Annotated in this window: 26 protein-coding genes and 1 tRNA gene; 14 read left to right on the forward strand and 13 right to left on the reverse strand. The window is 66.3% G+C overall.

Annotation, left to right across the window (positions count from 1 at the left end; all coding sequences use genetic code 11):
• Nucleotides 1–50: 50 nt before the first annotated feature.
• The 4 genes from CXR42_RS08430 to CXR42_RS08445 form a co-directional block, all read right to left on the reverse strand.
• Nucleotides 51–671, reverse strand: a complete 621-nt coding sequence (locus tag CXR42_RS08430; protein WP_103257116.1) for a queuosine precursor transporter — start codon at nucleotides 669–671, stop codon at nucleotides 51–53.
• Between the two features lie 87 nt (nucleotides 672–758).
• Nucleotides 759–1,652: a penicillin-insensitive murein endopeptidase gene (gene mepA, locus CXR42_RS08435; protein ID WP_103257117.1), complete on the reverse strand. Its 894-nt coding sequence runs from the start codon at nucleotides 1,650–1,652 to the stop codon at nucleotides 759–761.
• Nucleotides 1,649–3,019: an MFS transporter gene (locus CXR42_RS08440; protein WP_103257118.1), complete on the reverse strand. Its 1,371-nt coding sequence runs from the start codon at nucleotides 3,017–3,019 to the stop codon at nucleotides 1,649–1,651. The genes mepA and CXR42_RS08440 overlap by 4 nt, the downstream gene beginning before the upstream one ends.
• A 138-nt stretch (nucleotides 3,020–3,157) precedes the next feature.
• Entirely contained in the window at nucleotides 3,158–3,688 is a 531-nt protein-coding gene (locus CXR42_RS08445) for an acyl-CoA thioesterase (RefSeq protein WP_103257119.1), read from the reverse strand.
• A 122-nt stretch (nucleotides 3,689–3,810) separates the two neighbouring features.
• Between CXR42_RS08445 and CXR42_RS08450 the strand changes: the two genes are divergently transcribed.
• From CXR42_RS08450 to CXR42_RS08465, 4 genes are all read left to right on the forward strand, one after another.
• Nucleotides 3,811–4,098 carry a YggT family protein gene (locus tag CXR42_RS08450; protein ID WP_103257120.1) on the forward strand — a complete coding sequence of 96 codons (288 nt, stop codon included), beginning with the start codon at nucleotides 3,811–3,813 and terminating at the stop codon, nucleotides 4,096–4,098.
• Between the two features lie 4 nt (nucleotides 4,099–4,102).
• Nucleotides 4,103–6,148 (forward strand): DNA helicase RecQ, encoded by a 2,046-nt coding sequence (gene recQ, locus CXR42_RS08455; protein WP_103257121.1) that lies wholly within the window; start codon nucleotides 4,103–4,105, stop codon nucleotides 6,146–6,148.
• 109 nt (nucleotides 6,149–6,257) lie between these two features.
• Nucleotides 6,258–7,442, forward strand: a complete 1,185-nt coding sequence (locus tag CXR42_RS08460) for an aminotransferase-like domain-containing protein (protein ID WP_103257122.1) — start codon at nucleotides 6,258–6,260, stop codon at nucleotides 7,440–7,442.
• 6 nt (nucleotides 7,443–7,448) lie between these two features.
• Entirely contained in the window at nucleotides 7,449–8,120 is a 672-nt protein-coding gene (locus CXR42_RS08465) for an RraA family protein (RefSeq protein ID WP_103257123.1), read from the forward strand.
• Between the two features lie 97 nt (nucleotides 8,121–8,217).
• Here CXR42_RS08465 and CXR42_RS08470 read toward each other — a convergent pair whose 3' ends face one another.
• Entirely contained in the window at nucleotides 8,218–9,573 is a 1,356-nt protein-coding gene (locus CXR42_RS08470; protein ID WP_219727940.1) for an ammonium transporter, read from the reverse strand.
• A gap of 39 nt (nucleotides 9,574–9,612) precedes the next feature.
• Complete coding sequence (locus tag CXR42_RS08475) at nucleotides 9,613–9,951, reverse strand: P-II family nitrogen regulator (RefSeq protein ID WP_103257713.1); 339 nt, start codon at nucleotides 9,949–9,951, stop codon at nucleotides 9,613–9,615.
• Nucleotides 9,952–10,236: 285 nt separating this feature from the next.
• Here CXR42_RS08475 and CXR42_RS08480 point away from each other — a divergent pair, with 285 nt between their 5' ends.
• Nucleotides 10,237–12,561: a transglycosylase domain-containing protein gene (locus tag CXR42_RS08480; RefSeq protein WP_103257125.1), complete on the forward strand. Its 2,325-nt coding sequence runs from the start codon at nucleotides 10,237–10,239 to the stop codon at nucleotides 12,559–12,561.
• Nucleotides 12,562–12,658: 97 nt separating this feature from the next.
• On the opposite strand, the gene CXR42_RS08485 is transcribed toward CXR42_RS08480, so the two are convergent.
• Together CXR42_RS08485 and CXR42_RS08490 are read right to left on the reverse strand one after the other, a co-directional pair.
• Nucleotides 12,659–13,267: an MlaC/ttg2D family ABC transporter substrate-binding protein gene (locus tag CXR42_RS08485; protein ID WP_103257126.1), complete on the reverse strand. Its 609-nt coding sequence runs from the start codon at nucleotides 13,265–13,267 to the stop codon at nucleotides 12,659–12,661.
• The gene (locus CXR42_RS08490; RefSeq protein WP_245875391.1) at nucleotides 13,257–14,012 is read right to left on the reverse strand and encodes an MlaA family lipoprotein; all 756 of its coding nucleotides are present in this window, start codon (nucleotides 14,010–14,012) and stop codon (nucleotides 13,257–13,259) included. Before CXR42_RS08490 ends, CXR42_RS08485 begins: the two co-directional genes overlap by 11 nt.
• A gap of 160 nt (nucleotides 14,013–14,172) precedes the next feature.
• On the opposite strand from CXR42_RS08490, the gene CXR42_RS08495 reads away from it, so the two are divergent.
• The 9 genes from CXR42_RS08495 (at nucleotide 14,173) to CXR42_RS08535 (ending at nucleotide 22,295) form a co-directional block, all read left to right on the forward strand.
• A complete protein-coding gene (locus tag CXR42_RS08495; RefSeq protein ID WP_103257128.1) occupies nucleotides 14,173–15,909 on the forward strand; it encodes a type I secretion system permease/ATPase in 1,737 nt (578 codons plus the stop codon).
• Nucleotides 15,906–17,147: an HlyD family type I secretion periplasmic adaptor subunit gene (locus CXR42_RS08500; protein ID WP_103257129.1), complete on the forward strand. Its 1,242-nt coding sequence runs from the start codon at nucleotides 15,906–15,908 to the stop codon at nucleotides 17,145–17,147. Before CXR42_RS08495 ends, CXR42_RS08500 begins: the two co-directional genes overlap by 4 nt.
• A gap of 114 nt (nucleotides 17,148–17,261) precedes the next feature.
• The gene (locus CXR42_RS08505) at nucleotides 17,262–18,194 is read left to right on the forward strand and encodes a hypothetical protein (protein ID WP_342749210.1); all 933 of its coding nucleotides are present in this window, start codon (nucleotides 17,262–17,264) and stop codon (nucleotides 18,192–18,194) included.
• Nucleotides 18,195–18,247: 53 nt separating this feature from the next.
• Nucleotides 18,248–19,237 (forward strand): endonuclease/exonuclease/phosphatase family protein, encoded by a 990-nt coding sequence (locus CXR42_RS08510; RefSeq protein WP_425444851.1) that lies wholly within the window; start codon nucleotides 18,248–18,250, stop codon nucleotides 19,235–19,237.
• A 102-nt stretch (nucleotides 19,238–19,339) separates the two neighbouring features.
• Entirely contained in the window at nucleotides 19,340–19,525 is a 186-nt protein-coding gene (locus tag CXR42_RS08515; protein WP_103257130.1) for a hypothetical protein, read from the forward strand.
• 29 nt (nucleotides 19,526–19,554) lie between these two features.
• Nucleotides 19,555–19,848, forward strand: a complete 294-nt coding sequence (locus CXR42_RS08520) for a hypothetical protein (protein WP_146038029.1) — start codon at nucleotides 19,555–19,557, stop codon at nucleotides 19,846–19,848.
• A gap of 130 nt (nucleotides 19,849–19,978) precedes the next feature.
• Nucleotides 19,979–21,085 (forward strand): 3-isopropylmalate dehydrogenase, encoded by a 1,107-nt coding sequence (gene leuB / locus CXR42_RS08525; RefSeq protein ID WP_103257132.1) that lies wholly within the window; start codon nucleotides 19,979–19,981, stop codon nucleotides 21,083–21,085.
• A 118-nt stretch (nucleotides 21,086–21,203) separates the two neighbouring features.
• Nucleotides 21,204–22,163, forward strand: a complete 960-nt coding sequence (locus CXR42_RS08530) for a DMT family transporter (RefSeq protein ID WP_103257133.1) — start codon at nucleotides 21,204–21,206, stop codon at nucleotides 22,161–22,163.
• A 55-nt stretch (nucleotides 22,164–22,218) separates the two neighbouring features.
• Nucleotides 22,219–22,295: transfer RNA gene (locus CXR42_RS08535), tRNA-Pro, on the forward strand.
• A 191-nt stretch (nucleotides 22,296–22,486) separates the two neighbouring features.
• Here the strand turns inward: CXR42_RS08535 and CXR42_RS08540 are convergent.
• The 5 genes from CXR42_RS08540 to CXR42_RS08555 form a co-directional block, all read right to left on the reverse strand.
• On the reverse strand, nucleotides 22,487–23,383 hold the full coding sequence (locus CXR42_RS08540) for an EamA family transporter (RefSeq protein WP_103257134.1): 897 nt from the start codon (nucleotides 23,381–23,383) through the stop codon (nucleotides 22,487–22,489).
• Complete coding sequence (locus CXR42_RS19315; protein WP_146038030.1) at nucleotides 23,367–23,549, reverse strand: hypothetical protein; 183 nt, start codon at nucleotides 23,547–23,549, stop codon at nucleotides 23,367–23,369. The genes CXR42_RS08540 and CXR42_RS19315 overlap by 17 nt, the downstream gene beginning before the upstream one ends.
• Before the next feature lie 15 nt (nucleotides 23,550–23,564).
• Nucleotides 23,565–24,188 (reverse strand): NAD(P)H:quinone oxidoreductase, encoded by a 624-nt coding sequence (gene wrbA, locus CXR42_RS08545; RefSeq protein ID WP_103257135.1) that lies wholly within the window; start codon nucleotides 24,186–24,188, stop codon nucleotides 23,565–23,567.
• Between the two features lie 84 nt (nucleotides 24,189–24,272).
• Nucleotides 24,273–25,178: a LysR family transcriptional regulator gene (locus CXR42_RS08550; RefSeq protein ID WP_103257136.1), complete on the reverse strand. Its 906-nt coding sequence runs from the start codon at nucleotides 25,176–25,178 to the stop codon at nucleotides 24,273–24,275.
• Nucleotides 25,179–25,394: 216 nt separating this feature from the next.
• Nucleotides 25,395–26,795 (reverse strand): MFS transporter, encoded by a 1,401-nt coding sequence (locus tag CXR42_RS08555; protein ID WP_103257137.1) that lies wholly within the window; start codon nucleotides 26,793–26,795, stop codon nucleotides 25,395–25,397.
• Nucleotides 26,796–26,912: the final 117 nt, after the last annotated feature.

Raw genomic sequence — 26,912 nt, forward strand, 5'->3', positions numbered from 1 at the left:
GGTTGCCGATAAGGAAAAGGTGACACAGATTTTGTGTTTGTCAAAACAAATCACGCTACCCTTGCGGCAAGTCGCGCGACTGCCCAACGAAACGGCAGAAGCGCCAGAAGGGCCATCGCCAGCTTCACCAGCCAGTCGCCCAGCGCCAGCGAAACCCAGAACGGCGCCTCTGGCCCCACACCCAGCAACGCGGCCGGCGCAGTCGCCCACGAGACGTCATTGCCCGGCTCCAGCACCACCAGCGCAGCCGAAAAGGCGACGCTGAAGAAGATCACCGTATCCAGCGTCGAGGAGACCAGCGTCGAAACCAGCGGCGCTTTCCACCAGCTGCTCTGACGCAGGCGATTGAACACCGCGACATCCACCAGCTGCGCACACAGGAAAGCCAGGCCCGAACCCAGCGCGATGCGCAAGGTGACCAGCGGGCCAAACTCACCCATCACCTGCGTGCCGATGAAGGAACACAGGATGCCGACGACAAAGCCCACCAAGACCACACGGCGGGCGGCGGCGGGGCCTTCCAGCCGGTTCACCAGGTCGGTGACCAGAAAGGCGAAGGGATAGCTTAGCGCGCCCCAGGTCAGGAAGGCACCAAGCGGATATTGGACGAGGATGTTCGAGGCGACGACAATCGCCGCCATGGCGAAAACGCCGGGCAGAAGGATGCGCATGTTGTGGTCCGTTTTTACAAGGTCGCGGAGACTTGGCCCCGTTATCGGGGCGACGGTCGCCTATACCCCTGCGTCGGACCTGTCAACCTAGTTGGCGGCCAGCACGTTCCCGCACTGCTTCGGCAGATCGGCCATGGTGAACTCACGCGGGCCCTTCTTGCGGGGCGCGTCCTCGTTCCGTGGCTTCTTGCCGTCGGACTTCGGCGGGTTCAGATAATCCGTCACCCACCACATCAGCGTGTCGTCGCAGCCGTCGCCGTTCTTCGACAACTCGGCCACCGTGGGGGTCTGCGTTTCGCACAGGCGGGCGCCCTTGGGGCATTTCAGGCGGACGTGGAAATGGGTGTCGTGGCCCGCCACGGGACGGACCTTCTGCAACCATTTCTTGTCGGCGCGCTTGGCGGTCTTGCACATCTCGATCTTCACGGCGGCCGCCACAAAGATCCGGTCCACCCGCGCGTCCAGCGCCGCCTCTTTCAGCAGGCGGTGATGTACCCGGGTCCAGTTCTCGGTCACCGAACGCTGGTCGGCCGACCGCACGGGGATCGAGCTGATATCCTCGCGCTCGGCCTTCGTCAGCGACAGGCTGCGCGGGGGCAGCATCCAGATGTCGGCGTCCAGCCCGATCTGGTGGCTGGCGTGACCACTGGTCATCGGTCCGCCGCGCGGCTGGCTGATGTCGCCGATGTACAAACCCTGGCCATAGCCGATGTCCCGCGCGGTCTGCGACAGGTCCACCAGGAACTGGATCATCATCGGATGCCCATAGTTCCGGTTGCGGGAAAGCCGCATTGCCTGCCAGGTCGGCCCCGTCTCGGGCAGTTCCACCAGCCCTGCCGCGCAGCCCTTGGCATAGCTGCCAATCGGCATCGCATCTTGCGACGACGGCGCATCCATCGCGCCAAACAGCCGGTTGGCCAGTTTTTCCGCCTGGGCCGGGGCCGCCAGGACAAGTGTAAGGAACAGGGTGCGAAAGATCATGCGGGCATCTCGCCTTTGGGTTTGACGAAGAATAGCAGCACCAGCCCCACAAGGAACAACACAATCAGCGGAGCAATGCCGATCCGCTGCGATCCGCTGGCGGTGGTGGCCAGCGCGATCAGGGCGGGGGACATGAAGCTGGCGACCTTGCCGGACAGGGCGAACAACCCGAACGCCTCGGTCGCGCGGTCGGGGGTGGTGTGGCGCGCCATCATCGTGCGACTGGCCGCCTGCAGCGAACCGCCCGCAGCGCCGATCAGTGCCCCACAGGCAAAGAAGATCTGGTCCGGCAGGCTGGAGGCCGGGTCCATCGCCATCCCCCACAGGCTTTCCCGCGTCATGCCCACGATGACCACGCAGACCAGGATCAGCACCACGATGGACAGCCGGATCACCGGTTTCGGCCCGAAGGCGCGGTCCGCCCGACCACCGATGAAGGCCGCGACCATCGCGGTGACGGCGCCGACCAGACCAAAGACGCCGATCTGGATGATCGACCAGCCCAGCACGCCCGAGGCATAAACGCCGCCAAACCCGTAAAGCGCGTTCAGCGCGTCCCGATAGAACAGGGACGAGGCCAGATAGGCAGCCAGGCTGCGGCGATAGCGCAGGCTGCGGATCAGGTCCTTCAGGCTGGAGAAGGCCCGGCCCAGGTGCAGCGGCCGCGCCTCCATCCGCGGCTCGCGGACCCACAGGAAGAACGGGATCATAAAGACAACGAACCAGATCGCGGCGAATGGCCCGACGAACCGCGTCCCCTCACGCGCTTCGGGGTCCAGGCCGAACAAGGGCTCGATCCCCAAGAGCGTCAGCCCGGTATCTGCGCTTTCGGCGAAAAGGGTCAGCATGATGACCAGTGACAGCAGGCCGCCCAGATAGCCGAAGGCGAACCCCGTGCCCGAGATGGCACCCAGATCATCCGCCTGGGTCAGCGACGGCATCAAGGCATTGGTGAAGATCGTCGCGAACTCCATCCCGATGAAGCCGATCCCGAACAGGCAGACCGCGTAAAGCAGCATCGTCTCGCTGCCACCGGGGGCGACGAACCACAGGCTGGCCGATCCCAGGACATAGAACAGCGCGAAGGTGCGAACCCAGACCATCCGCCGCCCGGTCCCGTCGGCAATCGCCCCCAGGATCGGCGCCAGAACGGCAACGGAAAGCGAGGCGATGGCCAGCCCCCAACCCCAGTAAGCCTGCGCCGCAGCCTTTGCGGCCTCGGCGTCCATCCCCTCGGCCATATAGGTGCCGCGGGCGATCTCGGCGAAGTAGGGGCCGAAAATGAAGGTCAGAAGAAGGGTATTATATGGCTGGCTGGCCCAGTCGAAGAAGTACCAGCCCCAGATCCGCTTCCGGTCGCCCTGCATGCCCGCCCCCTGTTTTGGCGCGAAGTGAACCCGGAAACGCACCCTGGCGCAAGGGACGGCTCTTCGCGTCGCTGCCGCTCGCTCATCGCGAGGTACGGCACGGCGAGAAGACGTCGCAGACGTACGACGAGCGGCCCGTTACCGCTGGGGCGGCCAGGGTCGCGTCGCCTCGGCCGCCGCCCAGGCCTGCACCCAATCGGGCAAGGCGGGGCTTTCCGGCGCAATCCCCAGCGCAAGCGCCATCTCGCGCGGCGAGACCATGCCCGCCTTGGACACGATGGCCGAGCGGATCAGCACCTGCGAGGTGCATTCCTCGCCCTTCCACATCGACTGGTCCATGTACAGGAACCGGTCATCCCAGCCCAGGCAGCGGGTGTGCATCGTCAGCCGGGTGAACATCGTCACCCGCCGCCGATAGCGGGTGGACGACCCCGCGACCGTCAGCCCCCAGCGCCTTTCCCGCAACAGCCGCTCGAACCCCGTGCGGCGCGACAGGGGCAGGCGACCCAGATCATACAGGGTCAACGTGCGGCCATTGTTCAACTCGACCCAGGGGTCCAGATCCCAGGGCCAGCAGATCAGCGTGCTGACATGCGTGTCGAACAGGCCCAGCGGCGGCTGGCGTTTCGCCTGGGCCATCACCTTGAACATGCGCAGAAAAGGGTACATCGGCGACCTCCGGGCGCCTGCGTGACCGCAAGGTCGCGCCGCGTCAAGCATGACGCAGCGTGGGGCATTGCCCTTCCCGCCCCTCGCGGCTACCTCTGGGTCACCCAAGACCGGAGCGCCCGATGACCTCGCTTTTCCAGATCCTGATGCTGATCCTTGATATCGCGCAGTTCATCATCATCGCGCATATCATCATGTCCTGGCTGATCAACTTCCAGGTCCTCAACCTGCGCCAGCCGCTGGTCGCCTCGATCTGGGACGGGCTGAACCGCCTCCTGGACCCGATCTATTCCTTCGTCCGCCGCTTCTTGCCAAACCTTGGCGGGCTGGACCTCGCACCGCTGGTGGTGCTGATCGCCGTCTACGCGCTGCGGATCGTCCTGATCAACAACGCCGCCGCCTTCCTCTGAACCCTTGGACCGCGCCGCCCAGCTTCTGCATTCCGTTTTCGGATTCCCCGATTTCCGCCCAGGCCAGGCGGAAATCGTGCAATCCGTGCTGGAAGGCCGCAATACGCTGGCCATCATGCCCACCGGGGGCGGCAAGTCGCTGTGCTTCCAGCTACCCGCCCTGTGCCGCGACGGGGTGACGGTTGTCATCTCTCCCCTCATCGCGTTGATGCGGGACCAGGTCCGCGCTCTGCGCGCCGCGGGGGTCGAGGCGGGGGCGCTGACCTCGGGCAACACGGACGAGGAAACCGAAGAGGTCTTTCAGGCCATCGACGAGGGGCGGCTGAAGCTTCTCTACATGGCGCCCGAACGGCTGGCCTCTGGCGCGGCAATGGGCCTGTTGCGCCGGGCAAAATGCAGCCTGATCGCGGTGGACGAGGCGCATTGCGTGTCGCAATGGGGCCACGACTTCCGCCCCGACTATCTGCGGATCGGCGAACTCCGCCGCAGCCTCCGCGTGCCGCTTGCCGCCTTCACCGCCACGGCGGATGAGGAAACCCGGGCCGAGATCGTCACTCGCCTGTTCGACGGCGAACAGCCCGCCACCTTCCTGCGCGGCTTCGACCGGCCGAACATCCACCTTGCCTTTGCCGTCAAGACCGGCCCGCGCGACCAGATCCTGCGCTTTGCCGCTGCCCGCAAGGGCCAGTCCGGCATTGTCTACTGCGGCACGCGTGCCAAGACCGAGGTGCTGGCCCAGGCCCTGCGTGAGGCCGGCCATTCCTCGGTCGCCTATCACGGCGGGATGGAAGCCGAGGAGCGCCGGCGCGTCGAAACCCGCTTCCAGCGCGAGGATGGGCTGATCGTCGTCGCGACCATCGCCTTCGGCATGGGGATCGACAAGCCCGACATCCGCTGGGTCGCCCATGCCGATCTGCCCAAGTCGATCGAGGGTTACTATCAGGAAATTGGCCGCGCCGGCCGCGATGGCTCTCCGGCCGAGACGCTGACGCTGTACGGCCCCGACGACATCCGCCTGCGCCGCTCCCAGATCGACGAGGGTGCGGCTCCCCCAGACCGCAAGGCCGCCGATCACGCACGCCTGAACGCGCTTCTTGGCCTGGCCGAGGCGCTGGCCTGCCGCCGTCAGGTCCTGCTCGGTTATTTCGGCGAACAGGCCGAGCCTTGCGGCAATTGCGACCTCTGCGACCGCCCGGCCCAGACCTTTGACGCGACCGAGGCTGTGCGCAAGGCGTTGTCGGCCATCCTGCGCACCGGCGAATGGTTCGGCGCGGGGCATCTGATCGACATCCTTACCGGCTCGGCCACGCCCAAGGTGCGCGAGCGCGGGCACGATCAGTTGCCCACCTTTGCCGTCGGCAAGGAACTGTCCAAACCCGCCTGGGGCGCGGTCTTCCGCCAGATGATGGGCCGCGACCTGGTCCGCCCCGACCCGGACCGCCACGGCGCCCTGCGCATGACCGAGGCCGCCCGCCCGGTCTTGCGCGGCGAAGCGCAGGTGACCTTGCGCAAGGACACCATCGCCGCCGCTGACGAACGCGAACCCGTGGTCCGGGCCCAGGTCGCGGACGAGGATCTTGGCCTGCTTGCCCAACTCAAGGCCAAACGCCGCGCCCTGGCCGAGGCGCAGAATGTCCCGGCCTATGTGGTCTTTCCCGACAAGACCCTGATCGAGATGGCCGAAAAGAAGCCCGCGACCCTGGACCAGATGGCCGGGATCACCGGCGTCGGGGCCCGCAAGCTGGAAAGCTACGGCGCGCACTTCCTGGAGGTGATCACCGGAGGGGCCGAGGCCCTCCACCCCGCGCGGATGCGTCTGGCCGGTCGCCCCGAAGGCGCGCTGTTCGACCGGCTGGCCGAGCTGCAGCTGCAGCTTGCCCGGGGCGAGGACGGCACTGGAAAGTACCTGACCTGCACCAATGCGACTCTGCGCCAGATCGCCGAACGCCGCCCTTCGACCCTGTCGGAACTGGCTGCGATCCAGGGGATGGGCGAACAAAAGATCGACCGCTTCGGCGAGGCTTTCCTGACCGCCCTGCGCGACGGCTGACCTGGGCCCGCCTTGTTTCCCGACACTCCCGCGCATAGCGTGGCGCCATGAAACGCAGAACGACAACCACACCCGGTACCGACCGACTGTCCCGCGGCAGGGCCAGAAGATGAAATACGCGCAGCGCATGGCGGATGTCCGCCCCTCGGCCATCGGCGAGCTTCTGGCGCTTGGCGCTGATCCCTCGATCATCTCATTCGGCGGCGGCTATCCCGATGCCAGCCTTTTCCCGGCCAAGGCGCTGGAGGACTGCTTCCGCGAGGCGATCCGCGCGCCGGGCGGGGCGGCCATGCAATACGCGCCCTCGAACGGGCTGGCGCATCTGCGCGGCCAGATCGCCGGGCTGATGACGGCCGACGGCACTCCCTGCACGGCCGAGGATGTGCTGATCCTGCAAGGCTCGCAGCAGGGGCTGGATTTCGCCGCGCGGATGCTGGTCGATCCCGGCGACGTGATCGTGACCGAGGACCCGACCTTCCTGGGCGCGCTGATCGCCTTCCAGCCCAGCCAGCCGCGCTATGCCGTGGTCCCGGTGGACGGTAACGGGATGCGGACCGACATTCTGTCTGACGTGCTGGCCGCGAACCCTGGCGCGCGGATGCTCTATACCGTGCCGGATTTCCAGAACCCGACCGGGGTCACCCTGTCGATGGAACGGCGGCACCAGCTTATCGCGCTGGCCAACCAGCACGACCTGATCGTGGTCGAGGATACACCCTATCGCCAAATCCGCTTCACCGGGGACAGCCTGCCCACGCTGAAGTCATTGGATACCGAGGGCCGCGTGATCCACCTGGGCAGCTTCTCCAAGGTGCTGGTGCCGGGGCTGCGGCTGGGCTGGGCGGTGGCCGCGCCGGACCTGCTGATGCGGATGGGGCTTCTGAAGGTCGCGGCGGATACCCAGACCTCGACCCTGAACATGGCGGCGGCCAGCCTGTTTCTGGACCGCTACGACCTGTCTGACCACATCGCCACCCTGCGCCGGGCCTATGCGGCGAAGAAGGAGGTGATGCTGGACGCGATCCGCCAGCACTTCCCGCAAGCGGTAACCGCGACCGATCCCGAGGGTGGGCTGTTCACCTGGCTGACCTTTCCAGAAGGCTTCGACGCCACCGCCTTCATGCGCGACGTGGCCCTGCCCCAGGCCCGCGTCGCCTATGTCCCGGGCGCGACATTCTTCCCCCTCACCCCGCGCCCGAACACTGCGCGGTTCAACTACTCCGCCCAATCGCCCGAAAAGATCCAGGCCGGCATCGCCGCGCTTGGCCGGGCGTTGCAGGCCCATTTCCTGTAGGTCGCCATGCCCGTCACGCTGCACGCCGCCCCCGCCTCTGACCTGACCCCCGACGAGATCGCCCGCTGGCGCGCCGTGCCCGTGGCAGTGGCGGTGGACCTTGGTCGCGACGCAGGCCAGATCGACCCGGCGATCCGTCCCTTGCGCCCAGCGGGGCAGCAGCCGCGGCTTTTCGGACAGGCGGTGACGGTGCGCTGCGACCCGCCGGACTTCGGCGCGGTCTTGCATGCGCTGGACGTGATCCAGCCCGGCCAGGTTCTGGTGATCGACGCCGGCAGCCACCGCGATACGGCGATGATCGGCGACATCCTCTCTGGCCACCTGCGGCAGAAGGGTGTCGTCGGCCTGGTCTGTGACGGGGCGGTGCGCGATACCGGCACGTTAGGCGGCTGGGATGACTTTGCGGTGTTTTCCCGCTGGATCACCCCGCGCGGTCCGACCGGGGCCGACAAGGGCTCGGTCAACCTGCCGGTGGTGATTGGCGGCTGCATGGTGCGGCCCGGCGATCTGGTGATCGGCGACGATGACGGCCTGGTGGCCCTGACACCGCAGGTGGTGCGCAGCCGCATCGCCGATGCCGAGGCGAAGCTGGCGCGTGAGGTTGAATGGACCCGTGCCCTTGCGCAAGGTCAGTCTGCCGCGCAGGTCTTTGGCCTCTCCGCCCCGATCCGCGCCTGATCCAAACGGAAACCGCCAGACGCAGCGCGCGCCTGGCGGTTCCTTGTCCATCACGGGCAGCCGGCAGGGAGGAGGAGGGCCCGCCGCCCGCTCCGGCTCAGCTGTGATAGGCCTGCTCGCCGTGGCTGGTCAGGTCCAGACCCTGGCGCTCGGTGTCGTTGTCCACCCGCAGACCAATGGTCATGTCCACCAGCTTGAAGGCGACATAGGACACGACACCCGACCAGACGATGGTGATCAGCACGCCTTCGATCTGGATCCAAAGCTGCATCATCATCGCATAGTCGTCGCCCTTGACCCCACCGAAGGCCGCGGCCGAGAACACGCCGGTCAGCACAGCGCCGACGATCCCGGCGACGCCGTGGATGCCGAACACGTCCAGGCTGTCGTCGTACTTCATCTTCTGCTTGACGACCGTGACGAAGAAGTAGCTGGCCAGCGTGGCGATAACACCCAGCGCGATGGCACCCATCGGGCCAACCGTGCCACAGGCCGGGGTGATGGCAACAAGGCCCGTCACCATGCCCGAGGCCGCACCCAGCATCGAGGCCTTGCCGCGCTGCATCCCTTCGATCGCACACCAGGCCAGCGTGGCCGCCGCAGTGCAGATGAAGGTGTTGATCATCGCCAGCGTCGCGCCGCCGTTCGCCTCAAGGTTCGAGCCGACGTTGAAGCCGAACCAGCCGACCCACAGCATCGAGGCGCCGATCATGGTCATCACCATCGAGTGCGGGGCCATGTTGTCCTTGCCATAGCCAAGGCGCGGGCCGATCACCAGCGCGCCAACCAGCGCCGCAATGCCGGCGTTGATGTGGACCACGGTGCCGCCGGCAAAGTCGATCGCGCCCTTGGCAAAGAGATAGCCGTTGGCATCCCAGACCATGTGGGCGATCGGGAAGTACGAGAACGTGCCCCAAAGGACCGAAAATGCCAGGACGGCCTTGAACTTCACCCGTTCCGCAAAGGCACCGATGACCAGCGCCGGAGTGATGGCCGCAAAGGTCATCTGGAAGGCGATGAACAGGTATTCCGGGATGACGTATCCCGCGCTGAACGTCGCGGACATGCTGTCTGCGGTCACACCGGACAGGAACAGCTTGCCCGTGCCGCCCCACCAGGGCGAGGTCGAGCCGCCGAAGGCAAAGGAATAACCGTAGACGACCCAGACAATCATCATCACGCAGGCGATGACCGTGGTCTGCATCAGGACCGACAGCATGTTCTTCTGCCGCACCAGGCCGCCGTAGAACAGCGCCAGGCCGGGAATGGTCATGAACAGCACGAGGACGGTCGAGACCATCATCCAGCTGACGTCGCCCTTGTCCATGACGGGGACGACTTCTTCGACCACCTCGGCGGCGGTTTCGGCCACTTCGGTCGTGGCCTCCTGGGCCCAGACGGGCAGGCTGGCAAACAGCGACGCGCCCAGCGCGCCAAGGCCAGCAAGTTTCATGTGGTTGCTCATGTCAGTGGTTACCCCTTCCCCACGCTCTCACAGCGCATCGTCATCGGTTTCGCCGGTGCGCACCCGCACGGCATGTTCCACGTCCAGGACGAAGATCTTTCCGTCCCCGATCTTGTCTGTCTTTGCGGTTTTCTGGATCGTCGAGACGACCTGATCGGACAGACCGTCGGCGACGACGATCTCCAGCCGAACCTTCGGGACGAAGTTCACGGCATATTCCGCGCCACGGTAGATTTCGGTGTGGCCGGACTGGCTGCCGAACCCCTTGATCTCGGTCACCATCATGCCGCGCACACCGATGGCGGTCAGCGCCTCGCGGACCTCCTCCAGCTTGAACGGCTTGATTGCTGCAATGATGAGCTTCACGTTCTTCCCCTTCTGTCTTTTGGCAGGCACCCAGGGGTGGGACCCTCGCCATCGATCAGGCGGGGGAATGCCGCAGCTGCACAAGAAAACCGGCGCCTTTTGGCAGGTCAAACCCGGGCAGTTCGCACAATTTTTGCACTTTCGTCCGCAGATGCCCGTTTTTTGGGCGGCAAGGTAAGGCGAATCGTCCGCACCCGACCTTCGCTTTCCCGGCAAAGCTGTTTATGCTGGGGCCACAATCGGACCGGAGAACCGGTCTTCGTCACGAATTGGCGGGCAGCGGGCATGGCAGCAGGTAGCGGGGGCAAGCGGCCCCTGGTCGCGGACAAGCGGTATTCGGCGCGCACGGGTGGCGGCAGCGGCGGCTCGGGCAGCGGCGGCGCGAAGAAGCCTGCCGCGCCGAAGCCGCGTCGCACGCGCACGCCACGCCGTCCCCGGCGCCAGCACGGCTTGATCGGCGGCTTCTTCCTGCTGATCTGGCGCGTGATCTGGGGCATCGCCTGGCGCGGCACCGCCATCGGCGCGATGATCCTGGGCGGCGTGGTCTGGTACTTCTACGCCCAGCTTCCCCCCGTCACCGAACTGGTGGACGGCCGCGCCCGCGGCTCGGTCACCATGCTGGACCGCGAGGGCGAGGTTTTCGCCTGGCGCGGCGAGACCTATGGCGGGATGATCACCGCCGAAAGCGTCTCGCAGTTCCTGCACGACGCGGTCATCGCGACCGAGGACCGGCGCTTTTACTGGCATTTCGGCATCTCGCCGCGCGGGGTCGCCAGCGCCATCCGTATCAACCTGGCCGAAGGCCGCGGTCCGTTCGAGGGCAACGGTGGTTCAACCATCACCCAGCAGACGGCCAAGCTTCTCTGCCTGGGCGTCCAGTGGGACCCGACGCGCTGGAAGACCGAAGCCGACTACGAACGCGACTGCCGGCAGGGCGGCATCTGGCGCAAGATCAAGGAAGTGCCCTTCTCCATGGCGATGGAGGCGAAGTACTCCAAGGAAGAAATCCTGACGATCTACCTGAACAGGGCCTACCTGGGCGCCGGCGCCCGCGGGTTCGAAGCCGCAGCCCAGCGCTATTTCGGCAAGTCGGCCAAGGATGTGACCGCAGCCGAAGCGGCGATGCTGGCGGGATTGCTCAAGGCCCCCTCGACCTTTGCACCGACCGCCAGCATTGACCGCGCCCGGGGTCGGGCCGCCGTCGTGATCGGCCTGATGGAGGAGCAGGGCTATCTGACCAAGGCCGAGGCGGACGAGGCGCGGGCTAATCCCGCCAGCCTGTCCAAGGCGGCCAAGCAGGACTCGGGCGGCTATTTCGCCGACTGGGTGATGGAGACGACGCCCGACTACCTGGCCCGCGACACCACCGAGGACGTGGTGATCGAGACGACGCTGGACCAGGACATGCAGAAAAAGGCCGAAGAGGCCCTGTCCTGGGTGTTCGAGAACAAGGTCAAGGCCGGGTCAAAGGCCCAAGCCGCGATCGTGGTGATGAGTGCGGACGGCGCGGTCCGCGCCATGGTCGGCGGGCGCAACGTGCCGAATGCGGGCGACTTCAACCGCGCAACCCAGGCCCTGCGCCAAACTGGGTCGGCCTTCAAGCCCTTCATCTATGCCGTAGCAATGGATCTGGGCTACAGCCCCCTGGACTATGTCGAGGATCAGCCCCGGTGCTGGTACACGGCTGGCTCGGGCGATTGGTGTCCGCAGAACTATGATCGCGACTTCAAGGGCACGATCACCCTGACCCAGGCGCTTGCCGAAAGCCGCAACATCCCGGCCATCGTTCTGTCCGAAGCGGTCGGCCGCGACCTAGTCAAGCAGGTCGCCACCGACTTTGGCCTGGCTCAGAACTTTGCCGACGGCCCGGCCCTGGCGCTTGGCGTCTCGGAATCGACCCTGATCGACATGACCGGCGCCTTTGCCGGCATCCTGAACGGTGGTTCTGCGGTCGTCCCGTACGGCTTGCAGGCGCTGAAGCTGCAGGGGATGGACGAACCCCTGTTCGGTGCAGGTGGCGGCATCGGCGAGCGGGTGATCTCGGAAGGGGCGGCGCGGGCGCTGACCTACATGATGAGCGAGGTGCTGAACTCTGGCACCGGCGCGCGGGCGCGGCTCGACGACCGTGAGGCTGCGGGCAAGACCGGCACGACGCAAAGCGCGCGGGACGCCTGGTTCGTGGGCTTCACCGCCGATTATGTGGTCGGGGTCTGGATGGGCTATGACGACAACAGCCCGCTGACCGGGGTCACCGGCGGCGGCCTTCCGGCCGAAATCTGGCACGAGGTGATGACCCGGATCAACGAAGGCGTCCCAGCCAGTCCGCTGCTGACCGAGATCCCCGATTCCACCTATGCGCCGATTGACCCCAGCACCACCGAAGGCGCCGTCGCGGCCGAGGATGTGCCCTATTTCGACGACCCCAACGCCCCAGCCTTCGACGGCGAAGGCTATAGCGATCCCCTGCCCGAGGCCTATACCGCCCCCCTCCCCGGCGAGGAAATTCCCCGGCTCGACGAAGCTCCGGAAGGCGCGGTCAGGGAAGGTCCGGTCGAGGATGACATCGTCGACCAGATCCTGCGCGATGTGCTGGGAACGTCCGGGAACTGACGAACCGGCCTGGGGACCTGCCCCCGGCACGGTTCGTCGATGAAGTCGTCACTCCTCACCCGCGACGAGAAGACGAAGTCGCACGAGGAGCCGTTGCTTAAAGCGAAGCCAGGTCCGCGATCAACCGGTCCAGATCGCCGCCACGCTGGTCCAGTAGCGCGCCCATCTCGGTGCGCTCGGAAGCCAGCATGTTCACGCCCTCGATGATGATGTTGAAGAACAGGCTCTTGCCCGACTTGTCCGACACATGCCAGCGCACCTCGAACGGGCTTTCCCCCTTAAGGTAGGCGGTCGAAATCACCTCGTAGTAGCTTTTCACCGCCTTGGCCTCGGCCACTTCGATCCGGCCCCCGATGAACTCGCGGAAGCGGCGGCCGTATTTGCGGCTGATATAGCCCTGAAACGCCTTGGTATAAGCCGAGAGTTGTCCCTTCGACGCCTGGCGCGCCGCCGGCCCAAGGACCGACCGGGCAATCGCCGGCACATCGGCATAGCGCGAGAACAACCGCTCAAAGTCGTTCAGCATCGCGCCTTCCGACTTGCCCGAGTTGATGATCCCGTTGATGTCGCCCACGGTCTTGTCGACCAGCGTTTTCGCCTGGTCGGCCGTCAGCGCCATCGCGCGGCCCGGCAGCGCCAGCACCAGGGCCGAGGCGGCCAGCCCAGCCGCAAAGCCGCGGCGCGTCAGGATCATGTCATTCGGCATAGGGGTCCTCGTAGGGGTCGATGAATCCGTCGTCTCCGGTGCCTTCGCCCGCGGCGGCGGTCTGACCCAGCTCGAACCGGCGGTTCTGCAGGTACAAAAGCCGCGCCTGAGCATAGCTGTCCGCACTGTCATATAGGATCGAATCGACAGTTTCCGAGTAACGGTTGCGGTCACCAAGGCGTGAGAACAGCTTCATCACCGTCGCGGCCGTCGCCTCTTTGTCCGGCAGCGCAAGGCGGACCGGGTTCAGCACGATATCCACCGCCATCCCCACCGTGTCCCGCGCGGTCGAGGGGCCGGCAAACGGCAGTTCCATGTAGACGCCTTCGCCGACACCCCAGACATGCAGCGTCTCGCCGAAATCGGTAGGCTTGCCCTCAAGCCCCAGCGCCGACGAAAAGTCGAACAACCCGCCGACCCCGAAGGTCAGGTTCGTCGCCAGACGCAGCGTGTTCTCGCCCGCGTCAACCAATCGCAGTTGCAGCAGGTTGTTCGCGATGTCCCCCGGCAGGTCCAGCGTGTCGGCCAGATTCCCCACCACCCGCTGCACTGGTTCCGGCACGACACCGCCATAGCCTTTGGCCGCCGGGCCGACCAGCACGCGGTCCACACCGCGGTTGAAGCCGTGCACCTTGCGGTTCGACGCCTCATAGGGATCGTTGATCCCGTCCGGGCCGGGCGCACCCGCGCAGCCCGCAAGCAGGGCAAGGGCGGGCGCCAGACCCGCCAGCTTCCGCACCGGCATAAATGAATTCTTCAGACCCATCGACCTACAGTTCCGCCACCAGTGCAGCAAAGCATAGGCGCGCACGGCGGTTGGCAAGGCATAAGTCCGTGACTTGCCGAACACAACGCCCAAGCGTGTCGGATTGGCCGCGCTGGCAGGATGATGCCAAGGAACCCGCATGGCCCCGCCGACCGACCCTCGCTCTGGCCTGCAAGAGCTTGCCCTTGCCCGGTCCGCACTGAACCGGGCGATCGGGCTGGCGGTCCTGTTCTCCATCTTCGTCAACCTGCTGATGCTGACCCCGCCGCTTTACATGCTGCAGGTCTATGACCGCGTCCTGACCTCCCGCTCGGTCGAGACGCTGCTCTCGCTGACCCTGATCGCGGCTTTCCTGATGTTGATGCTGGGCCTGCTGGACCATGCCCGCGCCCGGATCATGGCCCGCGTCGGCGCGCGATTTCAGGCCGCACTGGACCCCAGGGTAATGCAGGCGGCGCTTCGGCGGCTGGCGGATGATCCGGCCGATGGTCGCGCCCTCTCCGCCCAGCGCGACCTGGATGCGCTGGCCCGGTTATGGGCTTCGCCGGTCCTGCTGGCGCTTATGGACGCGCCCTGGACAGCGCTTTTCATCGCGCTGACCTTCGTGTTCCATCCCTGGCTTGGCTGGCTGGCGCTGGGGGGCGGCACGGTTCTGGTGGCATTGGCCCTGGCCAACCAGCACCTCGGCGAAACCCGGTCGCTGTCCGCGACCCTTGCCGCAATGGCGGCGGACCGCCAGGCCGACCGCCTGAAGCATGAGGCCGAGGGGCTACGCGCCCTTGGCATGACCGGCGCGGCTCTGGCCCAGTGGCAGGCGGCGCGCGACCGGGCATTGACGGATGGCCTTGCCGCCTCGGACCTCGCGGGGCGGTTCACGGTGGCCAGCCGCACCTTCCGGCTGTTCCTGCAATCTGCGATGCTGGGTCTTGCCGCCTGGCTTGTCCTGCGCGAGCAGCTTTCGCCGGGGGCGATGATCGCGACGTCGATCCTGATCGGCCGCGCCCTGCAACCCGTAGAGCAGACAGTGGCGCAATGGCCTCTGGTCGCGGCCGCACTCCAGTCCCGCCGGCGGCTGGCAGGGCTTCTGGCGCGGGTTCCCGCGTCCCACCTGCGCACCGCCCTGCCACGGCCGCAGGCTGTCCTTGACGTCAAGGGGCTGACGGTCGTGCCGCCCGGCCAGACTGCGCCAGTATTGCGCGGGGTCAGCTTCAGCCTGCAACCCGGCCAGGCCCTGGGGGTGATCGGCCCCTCGGGCGCCGGCAAGACCTCGCTCGCCCGGGCGCTTTGCGGCCTCTGGCCCCCCGCTGCCGGTGAGGTGCGGCTGGACGGCGCCACCCTTGACCAGTTCGGCGAACAGGCGCTTGGCCCGCTGATCGGCACCCTGCCGCAGCGGGTCACCTTGTTCGACGGCACGGTGGCCCAGAACATAGCGCGCCTCGACCCTGCCCCCGCGCCGGCGGCAGTCATCGCCGCCGCCCGGGCCGCCGCCGCGCATGAGATGATCCTGCACCTGCCGCAAGGCTATGACACCCCCGTCACCGCGACGGGTGGCCGGCTTTCCGGCGGGCAGGTGCAACGGGTGGGCCTGGCGCGGGCGCTTTACGGCGACCCGGTGCTTTTGATCCTGGACGAGCCGAACGCCAACCTTGACAACGACGGCGCTCAGGCGCTGAACCAGGCGATCCGTGCCGCCAAGGCCAGGGGCGCGGCGGTTCTGGTCATGGCGCACCGCCCGGCGGCCTTGCAGGAATGCGATCTTCTGATGGTTCTGCAAGGCGGGGCCATGGTCGCCTGCGGCCCGCGTGACACCGTCCTGGGTCAGACGGTCCGCAACGCCGCCGACATCGCCCATCCCAAGCCGGGGGCCGCCGCGTGACCCCCGCATCGTTTCGCGGCCCGACCGTTCTGGGCCTTGCCACGCTGGCCGCGCTGGTCCTTGGTTTCCTGCTATGGGCTGCGGTGACCCCGCTTTCCGGTGCCATCATCGCCCCCGGCCGGATCGAGGTGGAGCGGAACCGCCAGGCGCTCCAGCATCCCGATGGCGGGGTGGTCGCAGCGGTGCTCGTGGCGGAGGGCGATCAGGTTCAGGCTGGCCAGCCCCTGATCCGCCTGGATGGCGCGGCGCTGCGCTCTGACCTTGCCATCGTGGACGGCCGGTTGGAAGAACTTGCCGCCCGCACCGCCCGCCTGGTGGCGGAGCGGGACGGCCTGACACTGCCCAACCTTCCCGCCAGCCCCGCGGCCGAGGCTGAGCGGCGCCTGTTCCAGGCCCGCCTCGCCTCGCTGGACGAAGCCCGCGCCCAGCTTGCCCGCCGCATCGACCAGACCCGTGCCCAGGCCGACGGCATTGTCGCCCAGCGCGCTGCCGTCGCCGCCCAGGTTGCGCTGATCGACCAGGAACTTGCCGCGCAGCGCCAGCTTCAGGCCAAGGGCCTGTCGCATTCCGCCACCCTGCTGGCCCTTAAGCGTGAGGCCGCGCGGCTGGCTGGCCAGCTGGGCGAACTTGACGCCGCACTTGCCCGGACCGAAGGCCAGGCGACCGAGATCGAGATCCAGATTACCACCCTGCAGACCCTCCGGCGCGAGGATGCCGCCGCCGAATTGCGCCAGATCGGGCCCGAGGTCCAGGAACTTGCCGAGCGCCGCCGCGCCCTGGTGCAGCGGATCGACCGGCTGGACCTCCGCGCGCCGGTGGCTGGCATCGTGTTGGGCCTGCAGATCACCACGCCCGGCGCTGTCCTTCGCCCCGCCGAGCCCGTCTTGCACATCGTTCCCCAGGACCGCCCCCTGGTCGTGGCCGCCCGAATCCCGCCGATCCACATCGACGAAGTCCGGGCCGGTCAGTCCGCCGAACTGGTGCTGACCGCGCTGACCAGCCGCGATCGGCCCCGGCTGACCGGGCGGGTGGTGCGCGTTTCGGCCGATGCGCTGGCCGACCCGCAGACCGGCGCTGCCTACTATCTGGCCGAAATCGCGCCCGACCCCCGCGCGAACCCCGACCTTCGGCCCGGCATGCCGGTCGAGGTGTACCTGCTTACTGGCACACGCACCCCGCTTGCCTATCTGACCGCGCCATTTGCGGCCTATTTCCAACGCGCCTTCCGCGAAAGCTGACTCCGATGTCGATTGACCGTGAAATGGCCACAAACCTTGGGTTATCTGCCCGCAGTTGATTGATTCGACCGAAGCAGGGCAAAATTGGGCAAGATCGCGTCACTGCGGACCAGCATGAAAGAGCTTGCAAGCGACAGTCTGCGCGCCCGTCTGCTGGCGTCACTGGATCATGCCAGCCGCACCTGGCTGAACCGCGCCTTCACCTCGGCCGTCCGCGCCTTCCTGGTGATGACGCTGGTGGTCCTGCCCTCGGTCATCCTGCCGGGCATCGGCACCGACACCAAGCAGATCGTGGCCCTTGTCGCGGTCTTTGCAGGCGCCCTGGTCTTTTTTGAGTATAATGCGATCTATCCCAGCCTGGTCGAGTTCCGCGACGGTGCCCCCTACAATCGCATCCGCTATCTCATGCTGTTCGCCATCGTCCTCCTCCTGTCGCTGATCGTCGCCGACCGTGAGGAAGCGACCACCGTCTCGCGCCTGTTCCGTGCCCTGGGCGAGGTCGTGGGCCGTGCGCTGGACTTTCCCTATTCCCCCGTCCGCCTTGCCACCCTCATGCTGGCCGAGGACAGCACCGCGCTTCAGGTCCTTGACGTCCGCACCGCTGCAGGGACGGCCTACATGGTCTCGCTTCTGTCGCTGGCGATCTTCGTCATCGTCCTGAAACTGGCCGGCTGGCCCTCGACCAAAAGCGCCTTCAACGTCTGGGTCAACCTGCCCACGTTCGAGCCGACCGCCGGCGGCGATGTCGTCGACCGGCTGGAGCGGGACTCGCGCGTCAACCTTGCCGTGGGGTTCCTCTTGCCCTTCGTCGTCCCAGCCCTGATCGTCGGACTGACCTCGGGCCTGCCGGCGGGCACGCTGACCTCGCCGCAAACGCTGATCTGGACCATGGCGGCCTGGGCCTACCTCCCCGCCAGCCTCTTGATGCGCGGTGTCGCCATGGCCCGGATCGCCGACATGATCCGCACCAAGCGCGACCGCAAGCTGGCCGAGGAAGCCGCCCTCGCGCCCCCCCGCCCCGACGAGGATGAGGACGACGACCTCTGATCCGCTGTCTGGCCCTTGCCCTTTTCCTCCTGCCCGCCCCCTTGGCGGCCGAGGTGCTGCGCATCGCGACCTGGAACATCGGCCTTGACCGGCAGGGCCCGGGCATTCTGGTGCAGGACCTGACCCGGGGCGAGGATCCGCAGATCGCCGCCATCGCCCGGGTGGCCAGGGCGCTTGATGCCGATGTGCTGCTGTTGACCGCCATCGACTATGATCTTGGCGGGGTCGCACTGCAGCTGCTGGCCGACCGGCTGGCGGCAGTGGGGGTGGACTATCCCCACCGCTTTGCCTTTCGGCCCAATACCGGGATGCAAACGGGCTTTGACGTCGATGGCAATGGCCGGATCGGCGACCCGCGCGACGCGCAGGGCTATGGGCTTTTCTCCGGTCATGGCGGCATGGCGATCCTGTCGCGCCTGCCACTGGATCAGGACGGCGCCCGCGACCATTCCGCATTTCTCTGGCGGGACTTGCCCGACACCCTTTCGCCGGACGGCCCCAGCCTATCAGCCATCCAGCGTCTGGCGACCACCGGTTTCTGGGACGTGCCCGTGATTACCCGGACCGGCCCCCTGCACCTTCTCGCCTGGCACGCCACCCCGCCGGTCTTTGACGGCCCCGAGGATCGCAACGGCAAGCGCAACCACGATGAGGCCGCCTTCTGGCGGCACTACCTCGACGGCGCGCTGCCCATGCCGCCGCCAGAGGCGCCCTTTGTGCTTCTGGGCGACGGCAACCTTGACCCGGCCGATGGCGACGGTCTGCTCGAAGGCATCGCAGCCCTTCTGGCCCACCCGGCATTGCAGGACCCTTTGCCCACCGGCACCCACGGCCGGAGCGAGCCCACCCATCTGGGCGACCCGGCCCTGGACACGGTGCTATATGACAACCTTGGCGGGCTGCGTCTGGACTATGTCCTGCCCTCGGCCAGTCTGACCGTTACGGCGGCCGGGGTCTTCTGGCCCGCGCCCGACGATCCGCTGGCCGCCGATCTTGCCGCCGCCTCGCGGCATTACCCGGTCTGGGTCGATCTCGATCTTTAATTCGTGAAGCGAAACAATATCGCGAATATGGAATCATTGACTCTGATTTCGAAATATCATCCCAATTTCAACCTCTAGTAGTTTCTTTAACAGGAGGATTGAATGACCCAAACCAGTCTTGCACTGGCGGCAGAAGAACATCTGCAAAGCGCCCTTTATCTTGTGGCCTATCTGGCACGGCAGCACGACAATTCGGGCGGCAATCTGACCTTGCCGGTCATGGTCTCGGCCGCGCCAGAGGGCGGGCTGCGGATCAGCGTCGACGGCCACGACATCGATTTCAAGTAGAACCGCGTGCATTAAGAGAGGGCTTAGAAATGGGAACGATCACTGTCCAAGGCGGCGGAATGCAGGTCGTGCAATACCGCACCAAATCAGGCCGCACCTCCAAGCGGCTTGCCTACAATGAAGAGCAACAGCTTGAGGTGGATGATTCCGGGGATGAGCTTTACCTGGATTTCTGCTTCCTGACCTGTGGCTCCCCCTCGGCCGGTCCCGCCAATGTCCTGCCTGGGGATCTGGCCCTGGCCGATGCCGGGCTGTGGAAAGGCATCTGCCTTACGGTCCTGCGCGGGAACCAGAAGGTCTATTCGGAGTGTTCGGCCCGCTAGGCCGTCCAGCCACCGGGTTTCCCCGGTCCGGCGCCGCAGCAACGGCGCCGGATATCCGGTGAAACCTTGACCCTGCCCTGCCCATTGGCTAGGCCACCCGCAACCCCGGAACCCTCGCGGAGCTTGCGACATGGCCAATCCCTCCCTCCTCATTCTTGCCGGCGACGGCATCGGCCCGGAAGTCATGGCCGAGGTGAAAAAGATCATCGGCTGGATGGGGGCCAAGCGCGGCGTCCATTTCGACGTGTCCGAAGACCTGGTCGGTGGATGCGCCTATGACGCGCATGGCACGCCTCTGACCGACGCGACGATGGCCAAGGCGCAGGAAGTGGATGCCGTCCTGCTGGGCGCTGTCGGCGGTCCGAAATACGACAAGCTGGATTTCAGCGTGAAACCCGAGCGTGGGCTTCTGCGCCTGCGCAAGGAGATGGACCTTTTCTCCAACCTGCGCCCCGCCCAGTGCTTTGACGCCCTGGCCGACTTTTCCAGCCTGAAGCGCGAGGTCGTGGCCGGTCTGGACATCGTCATCGTGCGCGAGTTGACCAGCGGCGTCTATTTCGGCGAGCCGCGCGGCATCTTCAAGGAAGGCAACGAACGCGTCGGGATCAACACCCAGCGTTACACCGAAAGCGAGATTGCCCGCGTGGCGAAATCGGCCTTCGAACTTGCCCGCAAGCGGTCGAACAAGGTCTGCTCGATGGAGAAGGCCAACGTGATGGAATCCGGCATCCTCTGGCGCGAAGTCGTGCAGGAAGTGCATGACCGCGACTATCCTGATGTCGAACTGTCGCACATGTACGCCGACGCCGGCGCGATGCAGCTGTGCCGCTGGCCCAAGCAGTTCGACGTGATCGTCACCGACAACCTGTTCGGCGACCTTTTGTCCGACGCCGCCGCGATGCTGACCGGCAGCCTTGGGATGCTGCCCTCGGCCTCGCTTGGCGCGCCGATGGCGAACGGCCGTCCGAAGGCGCTGTATGAACCCGTCCATGGCAGCGCGCCCGATATCGCGGGCCAGGGCAAGGCCAACCCGATCGCCTGCATCCTGTCCTTCGCCATGGCGCTGCGCTACAGCTTCGACATGGGCGACGAGGCCACCCGCGTTGAACAGGCGGTCGAGAAGGTTCTGGCCGACGGCGTCCGCACCGCCGACCTGATGGGCCCCGAGGGCGGCACTCCGGTCTCGACATCCCAGATGGGCGACGCCGTCGTGGCGGCACTGGATGCCAGCCTCTGATCGGCAGAATTTGCGTGAAATCGGCGGCCCCCTCCCTTGTGGAGGGGGCCGTTTTTCGTGATGATGATTGCGCTATCGGCCGCGGTTCCCTCGCCGCCGCATTCGCGGACCTGAAGACATGCATTCCAACCTTCGCGGGGCGCTTCTGTCGCTGGCCGCTTTCGGTGCCTACGCGACCCACGACGTCGTGGTAAAGCTTCTGGGCGAGACGTTCAGTTCGTTCCAGATCATGTTCTTCTCGGGCCTCATGGGGTTCCCGCTGGTGACCATGATGCTGATGGGCGACCGCAAGGACGGCACGCTCATTCCTCGGCATCCCTGGTGGTCGATCCTGCGCTCGGTCTCGGCGGTGGCGACGGGGGTGATGGGCTTCTTTGCCTTCTCGCAACTGCCGCTGGCGCAATGCTACGCGATCTTCTTTGCCATGCCGCTGCTCATCACCCTCATGGCCATCCCCCTGCTGGGCGAACGTGTGGGCATGCGCCGGGGCATCGCCGTAATTGTGGGCCTGTTCGGTGTGCTGATCGTCCTGCGGCCCGGCGGGGGTGAGGGGTTCTCGATCGGCCACCTTGCTGCCATCGGGGCCGCCGTCACCGGCGCGCTGACCAGCGTCATCGTCCGCAAGATCGGTGGCGAGGAACGGTCGGTCGTCCTGATGCTGTATCCCATGGTCCTGACCTTCTTCGCCATGGGCGCGGTCATGCCCTTCGTCTATGTGCCGATGACCGTCACCGACATGGGCCTGACCGCCGTGATGGCCTTCCTGGGGATGCTGGGCGCGCTGGGGATCATCGCGGCCTACCGCAGCGCCCCGGCCATCATCGTGGCCCCCATGCAGTATTCCCAGATCATCTGGGCCGCGCTTTACGGCTGGCTGTTCTTCGACGAAAACGTGGACCTTTACACCGCCATCGGCTCGTCCGTCATCATCGCCTCGGGCATCTACATCGTCCTGCGCGAAGGCACGCCCTCGGTCAGCCAGAACCGCCCGGTTCTGGAAAGCCGCTCGCGGATGGACACCGGCACCCAGCCGCGCATTTCCAGCTGGCTGAAACGCTGGGGCGGGGATCAGGCCTAAGCGCCGTTTCGCCCCTTGCCAAAACTGCCGGGACGGGGTAACCCCCGCCCACGGTCGGAGCGTAGCGCAGTCTGGTAGCGCACCTGCTTCGGGAGCAGGGGGTCGGAGGTTCGAATCCTCTCGCTCCGACCAAAAACAAATCCCGAAACATCAAGTCTTTACGGCCAGTCAGTCTGTTTCCAGGATCAGTCTCCGCGATGTACGGCGCGGGCCTTTCGGCCAGTAGGTCAGCTGCCTTGCGGAATTGGTTCCCTGGATCGAAGAAGCGCAAGCATCACGTCGCCACGCTTGATTCTCCTGGGGAAGCCGCCGACATCCCCATTTCACTTCGGTGCCGCAGACTCATCCTGCGTAGCCGGGTTGGCCAGGCCCACCTGCAACGAGCGGACCTGCCCCAGCCAGACAGCAGCAAGCACCAGCACCGCACCCAGAAGCTGGGCCGCTGTCAAAGACTGTCCCAGCCAGACCCATCCGAGCATGACCGCCGAAACCGGGCTTAGCATCCCCAGCATCGCCGCCAAGCTGGGCCCAAGCCGCACGATGCCGCGCAGCCAGAACCAGTAGGTCGCCGCCGCCCCTACAAGGCCAAGCCAGGCCAGACCCGCAAGATTGACGGCTGTCAGGGGCGGCAGCGGCGGTTCGACCAGCAGGGCGACCGGCGCCAGCAGAAAGCCGCCTGCCGTCAGCTGCCATGCGGTGAAGGTCAGGATCGGAACCGGCGGCTGCCACTTGCGGCTCAGGACCGTTCCCGCCGCCATCGAAACCGTGCCTCCCAGCGCCGCCAGGATACCCAAGGGATCATAGCCAGAGGCCGGGCCGATCAGGAGGAGTGCCACGCCTGCGACACCCAATACCCCCGCGATGACGGCAACAGCGGCGATCGGGGTGCCAAGGAACCAGCGGGAAAATCCGATGACCATCAACGCCTGCATCGCCCCCAGCGTTGCCGCCGCTCCACCAGGAAGCCTGTAGGCCGCGATGAACAGTAGGGCCCAAAAGACGGCGAAGTTCAGTGCCCCCAGGACAAGAACCCGGACCAGCCATTCTCGCGGCGGGAAATCCCGCGTGAGCAACAACAGAAGAAGCCCCGCCGGCAACGCGCGCAGGGCCGCGACCGTCAGCGGATACCCCTGCGGCAGCGCCTCGGTTGTGACGATGTAGGTGCTGCCCCAGACAATCGGGGCAATGGCGGTCAGGGCAAGGTCAAGCGCGCGGGGCATCCGAAGCCTCTCCGTCAGATGCGGCGCAGGATCGGCAGGGCAAGGGACGCCATGTCCCTTCGATCCCGATGTCGCGGGCAAGGTGGGGACCAAGCCGGTTGGCCAGCCTGGTCAGATCGGCCTGCACGGCGCGGCGGCGCCAGGCCCGGGCAAGGGATCTCAGCATGGCGCCCTCCTGCGATCAGGCGGCAAGCCGCGCGGCGGTGCCGGCGGTCAGACGGGCGGCAATATCGGCGACATGCGCCCCAAGGAAGCGCGCGCCCGCAAGTTCGGTTGGGTTCGGGGTGAACCCGCCGTCCGACCCCGCGATGGTCCCCGCGCCATAGGGCGCTCCGCCGATGATGCCGTCGCCCGAGGTCTGGCCGGCAAAGCTGTAGGGCAACCCGGCGATCAGCAGTCCGAAGTGCTGCAGCGCGATCTGGGTCGAAAGCATCGTCGCCTCGTGCCCGCCATGCTGCGAGCCGGTAGACACAAACACTCCAGCGACCTTGCCAACCAGTGCGTTGCGCATCCACAGGCCGCCCGCCTGGTCGATGAACTGCTTCATCTGCCCGGCCATCAGGCCGAACCGGGTCGGTGTGCCAAACAGGATGCCATCGTAATCGGCAAGATCGGCGGGGGTGGCGACGGGGGTGTCATCCTCGACAAAGCCGGCGCTCTTGCGAATGTCCTCGGGCACCGTCTCGGGAATGCGGCGGATGTCGACTGAGGTTCCAGGCACGGTCTGCGCGCCTTCGGCCACGGCATCGGCCAGGGTACGGACATGGCCGTAGCTGGAATAGTAAAGCACAAGTATGCGGGTCATCTGATCCTCACTGGCAGGGGTTTCTCTGCCGGAAGATCGCTACTTGGGGTCGTGGGAAACATCCCTCGCGACGCAAGACAGTCTTTACGCCAAAGGGGGAATTTCCCGGGCCAGCTCCTGTTCAAGATGGTCAAGGAACGCTGCAATTCGTACGTCTTTCGAAGGGCTTGCCGCCGAGATCGCCCAGATCTCGCGCGGCGGCAGTTCGAACCGGGGCAGGACGCGCTTCAGCGCTCCGGATATCTCGGGCGCGCGTGAGATGAAGTCGGGCAGCGTGCCAAGTCCGCATCCCGCAATCAGCAGGTCCCGCAGGACGAAGCTGCTGCTGACCCGCGCCCAGGGGTCCACGGCCACGCTGAAGGCCCCGTCCGGCCCGCGCAGATCCCAGCTTGTCAGATGTTCCGACAAAAGGTAGCCGACCACGTCATGCCCGGAAAGGTCCTTCGGCGTGGCCGGAGTGCCGCGTTCGGCCAGATAGGCGGGGGCCGCGAAGATGCCGACCTGAACCCCACCGATCCTGCGGGCGCGAAGCGAGGAATCCTTCAGGCTTGACCGGATGCGCAGCGTCAGGTCGAAGCCACCCTCGACCATGTCGACCACCCGATCGTCCAGCGTCAGGCTGACCCGCAGGTCGGGGTAGCGCCGGAAGAAGGCTGGAAGCATCGGTGCCACGACAAGTTGCCCGAAGGACGACGGCGCATTGATCCGCAGGTGACCGACGACCGCCCGCGCGCTGTCACGGATATGGTCCTCGACCCGCTGCACGGCCTCAAGGATTCCCTTCGCCTCGTCGAAATATACCCGTCCCGCCTCGGTCAAAGACATGCTCCGGGTCGTACGGGTGATCAGCGTGGTGCCAAGGCTTTGTTCCAGCAACCGCACTTCTCGGCTGAGGAGGGCGGCGGAAACTCCCAGATCCTCGGCCGCCCGTGCAAAGCTGCCGCGATCGACGATCCGGCAGAAGGCCTGCATGACCGACAGCTTGTCCATCTTTGCGCCTGATCCCCTTCGCGCTGCTTGATGAAGCATGAGGGGTGGCTGCCCCTTGGGCAAGTTGGATCATCCTGCACGCGCTTCGCCGGGGACGGTTGCTGGAAGTTTGTGGCCTCCATCCCCATCGTGGCGCGGGCGAGATGGGTTAGGATTTTCGTTGTCCTTTCCGTTCAGGACTCCGCGCCCCGTTTTCCGGGGCGCGGAGGTTTTGCGTCAGCCGACCGGCACGTCGGCAGCGGCGGCACCGCCGCGCACCAGGACCAGCGAGGCGATGGCGGCCAGTGCTGCGACAACCGCGGCGCCCGTGAAGGCGGTCTGATAGCCCACAAGCATCGCGTTGGGTTCCCCCTGCATCGAGGCCGCCAGCGAGACCATCACCGCAAGGCCCAGGGCCGAGCCGACCTGATACGTCGTATTGATCAGCCCCGAGGCGAGGCCGGTGTCCTGCGGGGCCGCGCCGCCCATGCCCGTCATGGTGACCGGGATATAGGCCAGCGACATGCCGATGGCCGCCAGGATCGACACCGGCAGGACATTGGCAACGTAAGTGCCGTCGGCGGGTAGTCCGGCGAAGAGAGCCAGCGACAGCGCCAGGGCCAGAAGGCCCGTCACCAGCACCGGCTTCACGCCAAAGCGACCGATCAGCGGACCGGTCAGGCGGACCATCATCACCATGATGACCAGCGTCATCGGCAGAAGAGCGAGACCCGAGCCGAAGGCCGAAAGGTTCAGCACGGTTTGCAGGTAAAGGTTCAGGAAGAACCACAGCGGGATCCACGCGGCACCCAGCAGCGCCATCACCAGATTGCCCGCCGCAAGGCCAGGCGCGCGGAAGATGCGCAAAGGCAGAAGCGGGCTTTTCGACACCGCCTGCATCCAGAGGAAAGCCACCAGAAGCACCGTTGCCAGTCCAAGAAGGCCAAGGGTCTGCGGGACGAACCAGCCAACATGCTCACCCGTCACGATGGCATAGACCGCCGCGACGATGGCCCCGGTCACGAGGGCGGAGTCGGTCAGGCCGATCTTGCCGCTTGTGCCGGGAATGGCGCGCAGGACCGAGGGGCCGGCGGCCAGCACGGCGATGCCCAAGGGCAGGTTGATGAGGAAGGTCCAGGACCAGCTCATCCACTCGGTGATGACGCCCCCAAGAAAGACCCCCGCCGTGCCGCCGGCGGCCGCCGAAGCGCCCCAGAAGCCGAAAGCCTTGCCCAGTTCCGCAGGCTGCCCGCCGAAAAGCCGCATCAGGATCGTCAGCGCGGCGGGGGCGATCAGCGCCGCGCCGACGCCTTGCAAGGCGCGTCCGGCAAGCAGCACTTCCTGGCTGCCGGCCAGACCCGCGACGGCCGAGGCACCGGTCAGGATGGCAAAGCCCCAAAGGAAGATGCGCCGCGCGCCGAAGACATCGGCCAGCTTGCCACCAAGCAGGAGGAGACCACCGAAGGCGATGACATAGGCGTTGAAGATCCAGCTCAGACCTTCGTCGGTAAAGCCGAGGTCAGCCTGAATGGCGGGCAGGGCCACGCCGATGATCGAGGTATCAAGGATCACAATGAACTGCGCGGCGCAGAGGAGCGCCAGCGCCTTCCAACGCTTTGGATCAAGAGAGGGTGTCATGGGTTCAGTCCTTTGACGACAGGGTTTCGCCGGGGCGAATCGCCCGGTCCCTTCTGTCGTCGCGGTTCCAACGCTGGCAGGGTCAAGCGGTCAGTCCGAAGATTTTTTCCTGGCCAG

The sequence above is a fragment of the Tabrizicola aquatica genome, from assembly GCF_002900975.1.
Classification (GTDB): Bacteria; Pseudomonadota; Alphaproteobacteria; order Rhodobacterales; family Rhodobacteraceae; genus Tabrizicola; species Tabrizicola aquatica.